Annotated in this window: 14 protein-coding genes; 7 read left to right on the forward strand and 7 right to left on the reverse strand. The window is 43.6% G+C overall.

Going from position 1 to position 13,581, the window contains the following annotated elements; translation table 11 throughout:
* The first annotated feature begins 55 nt into the window (after nt 1-55).
* The 3 genes from yihA to ACO067_RS17065 all read left to right on the forward strand — a co-directional run bounded on the left by yihA (nt 56) and on the right by ACO067_RS17065 (nt 1,680).
* A complete protein-coding gene (gene yihA, locus ACO067_RS17055; protein WP_421876216.1) occupies nt 56-664 on the forward strand; it encodes a ribosome biogenesis GTP-binding protein YihA/YsxC in 609 nt (202 codons plus the stop codon).
* A gap of 62 nt (nt 665-726) precedes the next feature.
* Nucleotides 727-1,233: a DUF5606 domain-containing protein gene (locus tag ACO067_RS17060; RefSeq protein WP_421876218.1), complete on the forward strand. Its 507-nt coding sequence runs from the start codon at nt 727-729 to the stop codon at nt 1,231-1,233.
* Nucleotides 1,234-1,680 carry an acyl-CoA thioesterase gene (locus tag ACO067_RS17065; RefSeq protein WP_421876220.1) on the forward strand — a complete coding sequence of 149 codons (447 nt, stop codon included), beginning with the start codon at nt 1,234-1,236 and terminating at the stop codon, nt 1,678-1,680.
* Nucleotides 1,681-1,704: 24 nt separating this feature from the next.
* On the opposite strand, the gene ACO067_RS17070 is transcribed toward ACO067_RS17065, so the two are convergent.
* Genes ACO067_RS17070 through ACO067_RS17080 form a run of 3 tightly spaced genes read right to left on the reverse strand, consistent with a single transcriptional unit; the run spans nt 1,705 to nt 5,206 of the window.
* Nucleotides 1,705-3,594: a DUF4974 domain-containing protein gene (locus tag ACO067_RS17070; RefSeq protein ID WP_421876222.1), complete on the reverse strand. Its 1,890-nt coding sequence runs from the start codon at nt 3,592-3,594 to the stop codon at nt 1,705-1,707.
* A gap of 17 nt (nt 3,595-3,611) precedes the next feature.
* On the reverse strand, nt 3,612-4,583 hold the full coding sequence (locus tag ACO067_RS17075) for a FecR family protein (RefSeq protein WP_421876224.1): 972 nt from the start codon (nt 4,581-4,583) through the stop codon (nt 3,612-3,614).
* Between the two features lie 56 nt (nt 4,584-4,639).
* Entirely contained in the window at nt 4,640-5,206 is a 567-nt protein-coding gene (locus ACO067_RS17080; protein ID WP_421876226.1) for an RNA polymerase sigma-70 factor, read from the reverse strand.
* A 69-nt stretch (nt 5,207-5,275) separates the two neighbouring features.
* On the opposite strand from ACO067_RS17080, the gene ACO067_RS17085 reads away from it, so the two are divergent.
* From ACO067_RS17085 to ACO067_RS17095, 3 genes are all read left to right on the forward strand, one after another.
* Complete coding sequence (locus ACO067_RS17085; RefSeq protein ID WP_421876229.1) at nt 5,276-5,587, forward strand: hypothetical protein; 312 nt, start codon at nt 5,276-5,278, stop codon at nt 5,585-5,587.
* Nucleotides 5,588-5,807: 220 nt separating this feature from the next.
* Nucleotides 5,808-7,070 carry a hypothetical protein gene (locus ACO067_RS17090; protein WP_421876231.1) on the forward strand — a complete coding sequence of 421 codons (1,263 nt, stop codon included), beginning with the start codon at nt 5,808-5,810 and terminating at the stop codon, nt 7,068-7,070.
* Nucleotides 7,067-7,849 carry a hypothetical protein gene (locus ACO067_RS17095; protein ID WP_421876233.1) on the forward strand — a complete coding sequence of 261 codons (783 nt, stop codon included), beginning with the start codon at nt 7,067-7,069 and terminating at the stop codon, nt 7,847-7,849. The genes ACO067_RS17090 and ACO067_RS17095 overlap by 4 nt, the downstream gene beginning before the upstream one ends.
* On the opposite strand, the gene fbp is transcribed toward ACO067_RS17095, so the two are convergent.
* Complete coding sequence (fbp, locus tag ACO067_RS17100; protein ID WP_421876235.1) at nt 7,826-8,836, reverse strand: class 1 fructose-bisphosphatase; 1,011 nt, start codon at nt 8,834-8,836, stop codon at nt 7,826-7,828. The two genes, ACO067_RS17095 and fbp, sit on opposite strands and share 24 nt — an antisense overlap.
* Before the next feature lie 69 nt (nt 8,837-8,905).
* On the opposite strand from fbp, the gene ACO067_RS17105 reads away from it, so the two are divergent.
* Nucleotides 8,906-10,147 carry an aspartate kinase gene (locus tag ACO067_RS17105; protein ID WP_421876237.1) on the forward strand — a complete coding sequence of 414 codons (1,242 nt, stop codon included), beginning with the start codon at nt 8,906-8,908 and terminating at the stop codon, nt 10,145-10,147.
* Here the strand turns inward: ACO067_RS17105 and ACO067_RS17110 are convergent.
* The 3 genes from ACO067_RS17110 to ACO067_RS17120 all read right to left on the reverse strand — a co-directional run bounded on the left by ACO067_RS17110 (nt 10,144) and on the right by ACO067_RS17120 (nt 13,522).
* Nucleotides 10,144-11,019 carry a fructosamine kinase family protein gene (locus ACO067_RS17110; RefSeq protein ID WP_421876239.1) on the reverse strand — a complete coding sequence of 292 codons (876 nt, stop codon included), beginning with the start codon at nt 11,017-11,019 and terminating at the stop codon, nt 10,144-10,146. The two genes, ACO067_RS17105 and ACO067_RS17110, sit on opposite strands and share 4 nt — an antisense overlap.
* Nucleotides 11,019-11,489 carry a low molecular weight protein-tyrosine-phosphatase gene (locus ACO067_RS17115; protein WP_421876241.1) on the reverse strand — a complete coding sequence of 157 codons (471 nt, stop codon included), beginning with the start codon at nt 11,487-11,489 and terminating at the stop codon, nt 11,019-11,021. Before ACO067_RS17115 ends, ACO067_RS17110 begins: the two co-directional genes overlap by 1 nt.
* A gap of 125 nt (nt 11,490-11,614) precedes the next feature.
* Entirely contained in the window at nt 11,615-13,522 is a 1,908-nt protein-coding gene (locus ACO067_RS17120) for a hypothetical protein (RefSeq protein ID WP_421876243.1), read from the reverse strand.
* Between the last annotated feature and the right edge of the window lie 59 nt (nt 13,523-13,581).

Raw genomic sequence — 13,581 nt, forward strand, 5'->3', positions numbered from 1 at the left:
CTTGCAATATTAACCCATTAACAGCGCGTTTTCCTTTATTGTTAAAAAATATTCCATGAGTACAATCAAATCTGCGGAGTTTGTCAAAAGTAGTTCCAGAGTGGAAGAATGCCCACCTGCGGATCGTCCGGAGTATGCCTTTATTGGTCGGTCCAACGTAGGAAAGTCATCCCTTATCAACCTTCTCACCAATAATGGAAAGCTGGCCAAAGTGTCTTCCAAGCCTGGAAAGACGCAGTTGATCAATCATTTTATCATCGATCATACGTGGTACCTGGTGGATTTGCCAGGCTATGGCTGGGCTAAAGTCAGCAAGACGAGCAAAGCACAATGGAAGAAAATGATCGATCGGTATTTCAAGGAAAGGGAAAACCTCACGTTGGTATTTGTTCTCATTGACTCCAGGCATGATCCACAGCAAATTGATCTCGATTTTGTCAATTCATTAGGTTTGGCAGGAATTCCCCTTGCTTTGGTCTTTACCAAAGCAGATAAAAATGGGGTGACCAAAGCACAGTCCAGTATGGCCAAGTTCAGAAAAGTATTGAAAAAGGAATGGGCAGAAGTTCCACCTTGTTTTCTTACTTCTACTGTCTCAGGTTATGGAAAGGATGATATTATCAATTATGTGCGAGAAGTGAACCAAAGTCTGGCTGAACATTGATTTTGCTATTAATGGCTTATGGCTATTTTTGCCACCACAAAACGTTATAGACTTACTGACTTATGGATTTTAGCGAAGTAGCTGCCGTTTCAGGCAAAGGTGGATTGTACCGCGTAGTTTCACCAACCAGAACTGGAGTGATCCTGGAAACACTGGATGACACCAAAAAGAAAATGATTGCCAACATGCAATCAAAGGTTTCCATCTTATCGGACATCTCTATTTACACCACTGATGAAGAAGGGGCGGTTCCTTTGAAAGAAGTGATGCTGAAGATCCATAAGGAATTCAACGGCGATACAGGCCTCACTTCTAGCTCGGATGGTGACGAGCTGAAGGCTTTTTTGAAATTTATCCTGCCAGAATACGATGAGTCTCGGGTCTACGTATCGGACATCAAAAAATTAGTGACCTGGTACAATGCGTTGGTGGTAAAATTGCCAGAGCTTTTCGAAGAACCGAAAAAAGAAGAGCGTAAAGAGGACCCTAAGGTGGAGAAAAAAGCGGAAGGAAAAAAGGAAAAACCAGCAGCAAAAAAGGCCGCTAAGCCTAAAAAGGAGGACGAATAATTGGAGCCATTTAAGCAAGAATTTCAGGTGATCTGGGCGGATCTGGATCCAAATGCGCACATGCGCCATACTGCGTATAATGACTATGCCGCTCAGGTAAGAGTCGGGTTGTTTGAAGAGCTGGATTTGCCACTAGCCAAGTTGGTAGCCTCTGGCTACGGACCCATCCTTTTTCATGAAGATACCACCTTCAAAAGCGAGGTGTTCATGAATGAAAAAATTACCGTGACTTGTGCTGCAGTTGCCTTTAGAAAAGATTTAAAGATTTGGAAGTTTCGCCAAAATGTGATCAAGCAAAATGGCACCGTAGCTTGCACGGTCATTGCTACTGGAGCTTTCATGAGCCTGAAAGAACGCAAGGTGGTAGTGCCACCTCAAGAGATTCTGGACATGCTGGAGCAAATTCCTAAGACTGATGATTTTTATTGGTTGGAGAAGGAGTCATGACCCGAAAGTCATGACTCTTTTTTCTTAAAACCGTACACCCACATTATAGCCTATCCAGAACTTAAGGTTTCGGCCAACACCTCTATAGGTTCTTTCCCAAAGTGGGGCCGGAGTAATGTCCGAGCCGATTACACCCGACTCAGGATCCACGTGCTCTGAGAGCATGGCGTTGAAGGTAGGGCCTGCAAATACCCCAAAACTGCCCACATGCAAGCTAGGAAGGAATCGAAACCTACTTAACAGGTTCAATTCAAAATCGCGGAAAGCTCCGTTTGGAAATTCCTGTTCCATGACGTAGTAAGTGATCAGGTCGGTGTTCAAACGAACGCCACCTTTGCCCCATTGACTACCAAATCCGTAACCATAAGCCCATCGGTTTTTATTGTCGGTTTCATAGGAGAAAGCAAAAATGTTGTGAAAATGAGGTGCTCCAATCTTAATGGCTGCATTGGCCTGGAAGTCATCCGAATAGTACATCTCAAAATCATAGTACCCGTTTCTTTTGGCCAGACAGAAAAGTCCGATAGGTGTTCCATGCATTTCATCACTGATATTGATGAGTCCAATTTGCACACCATGGACCCGTCCAGCCACATTCAGAAATGGTGCCACCTGCGCGCCTTTTACTTCTTTTGCTTTGTTCATGAATCCAGAAACCTGTGCACCTTGTATCTTGCCAGCTTTGTTCATAAAAGCAGAGACCTGGAGGCCATTTTGCTTGGAAGATATATTGAGGAGCCCAGCAGCCTGGATGCCGTCCACTTCCCAGGCTGAGTTCATTACTCCGGCTACCTGACCAAACCTGGATCGGCCGTAAGTGATGTTTGCTACTCCTGCACCTTGAAAACCACTCTCTCTGCCTCTTGCTACATTGGTGACTCCTGCTATCTGCGCTCCCAGATTGCGGTCATAGCTGACATTGGCGACACCTGCTAGCTGAAACCCTCTGGTATCGTACCAGGTGATATTGGTGACGCCAGCTATTTGGGCACCTGTAAATGATCCATTGACTATATTGGTGACACCAGACAGCTGCATGCCTTTGCCATCACCATGGATGACACTTGCCACCCCTGCAAATTCAAAGCCTTCCAGGCCGCCAGAGTAACCAGCCAATAAATGTAGTGAGATGTTGTTGTAGTAATCTCTGGCGTTGTAACTATTAGTGCTGAATGGGTAGAAAAGGCCGAAATGCCCAATTCTACGTTGCAACTGTCTCGTTTCGATTGCTATTTCTGATGAATCTTGTACACTTGTGGAGGTATCAAAATTTGTATCATCTTCATCTACAGAATTTCCTGATTTATAGGTGATCAGAACGCCTTGGCGGGGATTGTAACGCTCCACCGGTGCATTGACTATTGGCTGCTCAGGCTCTGAAGTTTGGACTTTAGCGTACTTGGTAGTGTCAGAGCTGTCAACAGAGACAAGGGAGGTGTTGGGTAGTGTGTCGGTAGTAGCCAGGCTTTCCTGCTTCACAGAGTCAATAGAGGTGAGCTCCTCATCGACTGTATCGATCGGCTCCATGACCAATGCTGGTTCAGCGTCTTGTAGATTGTTTGGAGTATTATCGGTACTGTCTGCCTGCACTTCCGGCTCTTGTAGTGGAGCAGCGACTTTCTTAATAATGATTTTACCAGACCTGGTTAGATGTTCCAAGCCAAATCCGTCCAGAAGATTGGAAAGCGCATGGTCCAGGCTGATGCCTTCAAAATCCACATCTACCTTGTTTTTTGGTAGTTCATTGTTCAGGTATGAAAAGGAGACATCATACTTTTTAGAAAGGGTCTTGAAGATCTCTTCTAAAGACTGGTTAGTTGCTTGAAGACTTACTTGTTGTTTCATATCCTGACCGAAGCTTGCTCCGGCCAGGAGTATGATTAGCAAAAATGTGAGTATTGAGTTTTTGATCATGATCTTTTGATTAGGCGTTAGTCACAGGTGTTACCGGATACCGCGTATCCTGATGATGTTTGTTTGATTGTTAGGTTTCCAGTTAGTTCCAGAATATCCAGCACTTCTTCGAGCTGCTGGTTTTCGAATGAGGTCGTGAACCTGCACTTATTGAGTTGTTCATCCACTTCAAAATTCGTTTGGTAGTAATCTGCCAGTGTATTAAAAAGCACCGAAATGGATGTATTGTCGAAGGTCAGCACTTTGGTCTGCCATGCTCTGTAGTTCTCGTTTGGTAGGTCGTTTGTCACGATTTTTTCACGCTTGGGTAAGTAGCGGGCTTGTTTGCCAGGAGTCAGGAAAACGGGTTCGGTGCTCTTTAGATCGCTAAAAGCTACTTTTCCCGTAGTGACCTGAATAGCTACTTGACCATCATCCCCACTTTCCAAATTGAACGATGTGCCTAAAACCTGAGTTTTGGTATTCGCTGTAAAGACTGTAAAGGGCTGCCCGCTGCGCTTGGCCACTTCAAAAAATGCTTTACCGGATAGTTGGATCTCTCTTTGGTTGATAAAATCTTCATTGTAGCTCACCGAGGTGCCTGGGCTCAACCAGATAGTGGACCCATCAGGTAGAGCCAATTGTTCCACACTGTTTTGAGCTATTCTGTAGAATTGGTCAGGTGTGGAGTTATTCAGCAGCCAAATACTGATTATTGCTGAAAGCAGCACAGCAACTACAGCCGCATATCTCCAATAGCCTTGTTTGGGCTGTTCTCTAAACTGGCGTTTTACTTGTACCCGTTTCAGAGCTCTGTCCACATTTGGTTCGAAATGCTTCGCATGCTCATCAGCTGATTTGATCCAAAGCTTTTGTGTGGCGACAAAAAGCTCCTTTTCTTCAGCACTCGCTTGGGCCAGCCACTTATTAAAAGCGGATTGCTCTTCAGATGGCATGTTGCCTGATAGGTAGCTGGCTATTCGCTGGTATGTCTGGTCAATTTTAGTCATCTCTACCTAACTAATCCGAAATCAGATGACGACCCTACCCTGAATGGATATATTTTTTACAAATTATTGAAAACGTTCATCAGCAGCAGGATGAGTAGATGTTCTTTTAGGGAGGATCGTAACAGTTGAAGGGCCTTACCCATGTGTTTTTCCACTGTTTTGATAGAGATGTCTAGCTGATGCGAGATCTCTTTATAAGAAAGCTCTTCAAATCTACTCAGTGTAAATACGATCTGGGTCTTCTCCGGTAAAGCAGCGATGGCTTGCTGGATTTTCAAATGGAGTTCATTGATAAGCAGGTCCTCATCCGTTGACTCTGTGGTTTGAATGTTTACTTGAGAATCAGTTTCGAGTTGATAGCTCTTGCTACTCAAAAATTTCAAGGCAGCGTGGTAGCACGAACGTTTGAGATAAAAGATAAACCGATCATCGATGGTGACGGCATCCTTCTTTTCCCATACTTTGATGAATACCTCCTGTACCAGATCCTCAGATAGCGATTCATCTTTCAAGAGACGATTCACACCATTGCAAAGCGAAACATACTGTTCTTTAAACAGTAGTTCGATTTTCTCATCTGGAGAAAGATTCCTGTGGATCGATGGAGCGTTCGTTGATGACATGAGGCGGAACTGTGACAAATCTAGTCATAAACAAAGTACTTCAAGTGGAGGCTTTTGTAGTTTTGCCATATGGATGATCAGCAATTAGCCAGAATAAGCCATCAGTTGATACTTAAGGATTTTGGACTGAGCGAAGAGGAAGTTACCAGTCCTGACATTCCCGAAGATTTGTTTGATAATCTTAGGCGGATAGTACAGCATCTCCTGGATCATGATTTTGAAAAGCTATTAAATGTCATGTACCGCATTGATTTGTCTGAACAAAAAGTAAAAAAGGTGCTCACTACAGAAAATCCGAAAAACCTCTCAAAGTGCATTTCCAGGATGATTTTGGAAAGGGAGCTGCAAAAAGCAAAAACAAGAATTAAATATTCCAAATAAATTATTAAAAAATCTTCTACCCAAAATTGGGTATTTTGATATGTAACTCTTACATTTGAGTATTAGTTAATCATTATGGCGGTGAATGCCCCGCGGCTGTCTTAGCTGTGGGGCTTCTTTTTTTTAGGCCCTTCTCCATTTTTTGCTTATTTGAATTAACTTGATACAACCATACCAATCTATTGGGTGTCACGTTATTATACTGCCAAAATATACTGCTATGACTCGCCTATACTTATCTTCTGCCATTATTGGCTTAATGACCCTCGCGGCATGTGAGGGTGATTTCGGAACCAAAACGGTTACCTATACTCGTGCCACGGCCATCTATGGTGATCTGGAGGAGTTACGCGCTACGCCACTACTCGGTACGGCGAAGGCCATTGTTGATCCTGGAAAAATATTTGTTTACCATGACCTACTCCTGGTAGGAGAAGAGGGACATGGAATCCACGTTATTGATAATGCTGATCCGGTCAATCCTGTGCCGCTTTCTTTTTTGAATATTCCTGGGAATCGCGAATTCTTCATTAGTGAAGACTTTCTCTATGCAGAAAGTCTCTATGATATGTTGAAAATCGATGTTAGCAATATCCAACAAGCTCAAATTGTTGAACGGGTCAACAATGCTTTTTTAGAGACACTTACGAATGATCGTGGAGAAGCAATCATTGGGTTTAATTACGAGGAAGTAACGCAAGAACTTAAAATTGACGACCCTATCTTCGACTATGAAGCGGATCATAACGTGTATTTCTACGATATAGACAACTCACTGATTCCACCATCAGCTGTACCAGCATCTTTTGCCGGGAACAGTGGAAGTGGAGTGGGATCAGTAAATCGCATAGTAGCTTACGATGGATATGTGTATGCAGTCAGTAAGGGCAAGATGAATGTTTTTGACTCACGAGCTGGATTTCAACAGGTATTGAGTGAATCCATGGGATGGAATATGGAAACGGTATTCCCGATGGGGGACAGGCTTTTTGTTGGCTCGAGTAGTTCAGTAGATATTTATGATATCAGCAATCGCGAACGGCCCAATTTCTTATCTTCTTACTGGCACATGACATCCTGTGATCCCGTGTTGCCTGTCAATGAGTCTACCGCTTATGTGACGTTGCGTACCGGTGACTTTTCAGAATGTCCAGGTGATGAAAACGAATTATTAGTGATTGATATTAGCTCCAATGAAATCATAGAGGAGATCCAGGAAATACTGATGGATAGTCCGTATGGGATAACACTGATAGGTGATAAGCTGTATGTAGGAGAGGGCAGCTTCGGCATGAGTGTTTTCGATGCATCCGATCGTCGTAACCTTCAATTGATCAAACGAGATCAAACGGTGGAAGCCTTTGATGTATTGGCACACCCTACCAGGTCTGATGTATTGCTCATGGCCAGTGCTGACGGTCTTGTCCAGTATCAATTGGACATCAACCAAAACCTACAGCTAATAAGTCATATTGAGTTTTGAGGTTAGTAGCAAGCATTCTTTTGCTTTTTGGGGCCAGCGTTGCTGCCAATGCACAATTCCAAGAGCCTCATCGCGCTTTGATCAATTACAGAGATGGGTCTTTTTTTATAGGCCATATATTGACTCGGGATCATCCAAGGTGGCAGTTTGAGCTGAGCACTGGGGACACGATCCACCTGGACCCAATGTTGATTGATCGCATTTTATCTGATGAAGATGTCTTTTTCTACAGAAACAATAAATATCATACTCAGCGTGGACTTTTTGTTAATTCTTCATTGATCTTTCATGCCGGATGGGAATCATCTGTACAGTGGGATGGTATTGTAGGCACGGCCTTGACGGATCGATGGGATGTCGGTATTGGTCTGGGTATTTCAGGTCATGATATGGATATGGGTGATAACTGGGTGTACAATGAGTTTGTAAATGGTTTTGGGTATGGTCGTTTTTTTCTCAATGACCATAGCATGAGGTTGTATCTTGATGGCAAGCTGGGGTATGGATTTCCATTTATCAATACCTGGGATGAAGAGCATAGTGGAGGTTTTTATCTTGAGCCTGGAATCGGGGTACTCTTTTCTTCCAAAAATGCTTTTAAGTGGCATATAGCTTTGTCTCAATACATCCTGAATACCCAAGGGACCACTACCACCTGGGGATTTAATGGAAACACGATACTGGTAGACTACAACATCTGGTACAATCGAACGGTACTTGAGTTTGGGGTGAGTGTTATGCTCACACCCAAGCAATTACGCGGTTTCGGTCTTTTTTGAAGTGACAAACTCAATTACTTTGTTCACCATGTTTTTAGAGCCGATGTAAAATGGTGTGCGTTGGTGAAAAGTGGTTGGCTGTATTTCAAGAATGCGACGTTCACCATCGGTAGCCATGCCTCCTGCTTGTTCTGCTATGAATGCGAGCGCATTGCACTCATAGAGTAGCCTCAATTTTCCGTTAGGAGCCTTGGTGGTATTGGGGTAGAGGTAAACTCCGCCTTTGAGCATGTTTCGGTGGTAATCTGCTACTAAAGAACCAATATAGCGGGCAGTCATTTCCTCCGCCTTGCACCAGTCGGTGTATTCTTGCATGGATTTATCAAACTGATGGTAGCTGCCTTCATTGATTGAGTAGATGCTGCCATCTTCTGGGCACACCATATTGGTATGAGACAGTACAAACTCTCCCAGGGATGGTTCCAGTGTAAAGCCATTTACGCCGTGTCCGGTGGTATATACCAGCATGGTGGAGGATCCATATAGGATATACCCGGCTGCCACCTGTTCTGTTCCAGGTTGTAAAATATCTTCTTCGTTTACCGGACCACCCACAGGCGATTTTCTCCGGTAAATGGAAAAGATGGTCCCAATAGAAACGTTCACATCGATATTGGAAGACCCATCCAGTGGATCTATGGCTACCACATACCTGCAGTGCGGGTTTAAGTGGACAATCTCCTCGTCTTCCTCGCTGACCACAGCACATACCTGGCCTCCATTTCGCAGTGCTCGGATGAACCTGATGTTGGCGATGACGTCCAGCTTTTGCTGATCTTCACCTTGCACATTTTTGGAACCGTATGCTCCAGCAATATCCAGTAGCCCAGACTTATTCACTTCCCTGTTAATGATCTTTCCTGCAAGTGCAATATCACGTAGCAATTGTGAGAGTTCACCTGTAGCAAATTCAAACTCATCCTGCTTTTTCTTGATAAAGCGGTCAAGGGTAGTGCCGATCGGAAGTCCTAGACTATTTTTGTTCATCTTTATGTGTTTATGAATAGTTTGAAAGTGCGAAAATAGCCCTTTTTATTGATTTAAATCGTTTGCAAGATGCGAATTTTCAAATTTGGTGGTGCTTCTGTGAAAGACGCAGATGGTGTGCGAAACCTGGCAAAAATTGTTTGCCAGTACCCAGATCAACCGTTGGTAGTGGTGGTGTCTGCCATGGGAAAAACGACTAACGCTCTGGAAATAATTGCCAAAAAGGCGTATGAAAGAAAACCGTACTCCATTGAATTGGATACGCTCATTGCCAACCATCAGACAATTTGCAATGAGTTGTTTGCAGAGCTGCCACAGGACATTGCCAACTGGTTTGTCCAATTGGAAGAATCCTTAAAAGCTCCCACCAAAAATTGGTTGCCCTTTTATGACCAGATCATTCCATATGGAGAGCTAATCTCTACCTCGATTGTTTATCACTACCTGAGCAAGGAGACTGAGGCTGAGTGGCTGGATGCGAGATCCTGTATTAAAACGAATAGCTTCTTCACTGAAGCTAATGTGGATTGGCAGTTGACTGAGCACTTCATTTCAAGAGATCTACCTGTGTTGTTAGAAAATGGTCCCGTCATCACCCAGGGCTTTATTGGTTCAGACCTTACCGGGAAGAATACAACGCTTGGTCGAGAAGGGTCAGATTTTACCGGAGCTATATTCGCCTATTGCCTCAAGGCAGAAAGCCTCACTGTTTGGAAAGATGTGCCTGGTCTACTGAATGCGGATCCGAAAAAGTTTGAAGAAGCAGAGTTGTTTGATGAACTATCCTACCAGGAGGTGACAGAGCTGACCTTTTATGGAGCGAAGGTCATTCACCCAAAAACCATTCGCCCTCTAGCTCAGCGAAACATCCCACTCTATGTGAAATCTTTTGTAAATCCTGATGGAAAGGGTACGGTCATACTGGAGAAGGACAAAATATCCACCAAACACTGTTTTGTCTTCAAGGAGAATCAGCTACTGGTCACTTTGCGTGTGAAAGACAGCAGTCTGATGGATGAGAAGAAGCTGGTAAAAATCTTTCAAGCCACATCACATGCCAACATTAAGATTAATCTCATGCACAATTCCGCATTGACTTTTACCTTGTGCATGGATGATAATCTGGACAAACTAATGCTTCTGAAGGATTATTTGCATGGGGACTTCCAGGTGTTGTACAATGAGGGACTGCATCTGGCCACTATCAAGAATTATTCGGATGAATCGTTTGCCATGCTTCCTCCACTTGGCGAGACCATTCTTGAGCAGAGAACGCGGAATAACTATCAGGTTCTATACAAGCCGTCTTAGAGATGTCTATTGAGGGTGCTATTGATTCCGGACAAATAGGAAGGGCCAAATAAGTTGACGTGTACCAGGAGTGGGTACAGGTTGTAAATGTCTATGCGCTCTCCAAAACCAGGCTCCAATGGATAGGCGTCATTGTAGCTTTGGTAGAACTGCTGGTCAAAACCACCAAATAGTCGTGTAAATGCCAGTTCCATTTCCCGACTGCCGTAGTATATGGCAGGATCAAAAATACAGGGCTTGGAAGCCGAATCGCACATAAAATTCCCGCTCCAAAGATCACCGTGAAGTAGTGAGGCTTTTTCCTCAGGAAATAGGCCAGGCAGTTTGGGATACATCAGTCTAAACCGATCGGCAAACTGATGGTCTACGTGTCCGTTGTATATGGCTAGTCCGAGCTGTAGTTCCAATCTATTTTCAATGAAGAAATCAATCCAAGTATCTCTCCAGCTGTTTTTCTGAGGGAGGCGACCGATGTAGTTGTCATGATCCAGCCCAAATTGCTTAGCCTGATTTTGATGCAATGAAGCCAATGATTGTCCAAACTCCTCCCAAAATGTGCCTTTTGGAGCTCCTTGTTCGATGAATTCCAAAAGGATGAAAGGTGTAGCTTTGTATACTCCTTCACCAATGACTGAGGGAATGGTCAACGCATTGGCTTGCTTCAAGATTTTCATTCCCATAGCCTCTTTTTCAAAGAGATCTCCTACTTCTGGAGTATTGATCTTGATGAAATAAGCAGAATCTCCTGCAGTCAGTTTATAGGCTTCATTGATATCACCACCTGATAGGACGGTTATTTTTTGTACGTTGATTTCCTTTCCCAGGCATTGGAATAATGCTCCTTCGAAAAACGATTCATCTGGAAATAGCATTACAAATGATTGGTTTCTATCACGAACTCCAGGAACTCTTCAATGGATCTATCCAAAATCTGATAGACATCTTCAAAACCATCTTTGCCTCCGTAGTACGGGTCTGGAACTTCCATACCTCTTCCTTGAGAGTCAAAATTTCTCATCAGATACAAGCCATCATGTTTGTAACCAAGCTCATGAATAATGTTGCGGTAATTAGACTCGTCCATGGCAAGAATGTACTGATAGTTGGTTCCGTCTGTATGGTGAAATTGCCGTCCTTTATGATCGATGGGGATATTGTGCTTCACCGCTACTTCAATACTTCGTGAGTCGGGTTCTTCTCCTATGTGGTAGTTAGCCGTTCCAGCAGAATCGCAGCTTATCTGGCCTTCAAGGCCTTTTTTCTTGATCTTATGTTGGCAGATAGCTTCTGCCAATGGAGACCTGCAGATGTTGCCAAGACATACAAAAATAATTTTTATCATTTTTTTATAAGCTAGCGGTTACCTTTTGTAAAGGTACTGTATATATAGATGCATAACACAAATTTTATATTCATACACCTGTTTGACATCTTTGAAGAGTCCCGGCTTTGTCGGGACTTTTCTTTTTATCTAAAAGCTGCGATCGTTGGCTTAAACCGAAAGATGTTGTTGAAGTTGATTGGCATGGTACTGGAAAGTGAGAACACCGTTGATTTCTCCAGATTCTGACCAGTAATAAAGTGTGTCACCCGCAACTCTAGTGTGCTGAACGCTAAACTCTCATTTCTGATTCTCAAGCCTCCACCCATCCCCTGGTAACCATGTGAAAAAGAACGATCTTCCCTGTAATCCCAGATTTCTCCCACATTGTAATACACGAAAGGAGCAAAGCGAAAACCATAGAAATACCAGGGAGTAAAAGTCACCTGTTCCACAGTGAAGGATATCGCACTATTGCCAGGAAAATTTGAATTTTGAAGATCCCTGATTCGATCTTCCAATGAGATGTTGCTAGAAACGGGCTGATCGATACCTTTAACAAAACTGAATTTGAAGAAATTGCGGAGGTAGTAGTTGCCCACGTCAAATAGTGGGCTGAAGTAATTGATGTTGGTTTTGAACACACCTCGATTGGCAGGTCCGTTTTGAAACGTACCGACCTCCTGATTCAACAGGATGTAGCCCCAGTTGACAAAATAGGTGCTGAAGAATATCTGAAATCCGATATAGTCCTGAGTATAAAACTCGTTGAAATCTTTTCCCCCAACTATGGAGAGCCGATAGCCCATTGGGATATCTTCAGAGATACCAAAAGAACTGATGTAGTTGGTTTTCATAAACTTCTGAGATGATATGCTTAGTTCAGTTAGCAACAGGTTTCGGCTGTAGTAGGAATTATTACTATCGGCGCTGACAAATGGTCTATTCATAAACTTTGATCTTAACCATCTGGCTGTCCATGTGATATTCTGACGTTGGTATTTTGTGGGTAGGGCTACAGATCGTCCTATCCATAAGTCCTGATAGTTCAGTCTGTAGTACCCCACATGTTCGCGGAGTCCATCAAACTGTAAGACAGAATCAGCAATGTTTCGGATATCTACGCCTCCACCGTATTTCGTTTCTGGGCTCACAAAAGGTTTGTCTAGTTCAGCTCCCCATTCTTTTCGGGTGTTGATGTTGGTATGATTCAGGCGAATGTTGGCGATCAGTTTTCCAATTTGCTGACCACCCGCCTGAAAGGAGTAACCATGCTTGTCTTCAGATCTACCATCATAGATGTACGATGCAGAAGCATATTTTCCTATTCCTGCGATGTTTCGATTGATGAGCCGTGATTCTATGCTGTTGATGGCATCCACATCAAATCGGAGACCATAGGAAAACCTATCCTGGACCACTACGGTGATGTCTGCTTCCTGATTGTCTGCAGATTGCTCTACATAGATGCGTGCATCCTGTATAAACTGCAGTCTGCGCAGCAAACGTTCACTATCTGCCACCGTGTAGGGGTTGAGTTGTTCGCCACTATGAATAGTTATCGTGTTGCGGATGATGCTGTTCCAGGTATTCATGTGGATGCGATTGGCCGCTTTGGCGTAATAAGCTGTGGCTCTGCGCAGGGTGTCATTGACATCACCCTGAAGGATATCTACGTGCCGGATCGTGATTTTCCCCACTCTCAAATCTTCATAGGGTAGGAATGGTTCAATTGAATTTCGACTTTCAGGGTTCTTGCCAAATTCTGATTGAGCACTTTCCTCTACATAGAGCAAGTCGAAAAGTCGAGCGGTAATTTTGTTCTTGCCGCTGATTTCGCGCATGCGGTCATAGAACTTTTGTGAGTTTTGGTAAGGATTTCCTTTGAGTTGGTAATCGAGATTTCTTACCACAATCTGCGTGTCTGCGGAGGGGGCGAAAATAGTGTCTTTGAGGATGAGCAGTTCTCCCTTACGTACCCTTACGGTGTCTGCTGGTGTGGCCAGTAAACTGAATTGTGAGCCTATAAAGAGAAGGAAAAGGATTTTCCGCATAGCTACGAAAAAACATAAAAAAAGCGGGATCAGCCCGCTTTTCAAAACATTTTAATGCG

The sequence above is a fragment of the Marinoscillum sp. genome (assembly GCF_965229915.1).
Taxonomy (GTDB): Bacteria; Bacteroidota; Bacteroidia; order Cytophagales; family Cyclobacteriaceae; genus Marinoscillum.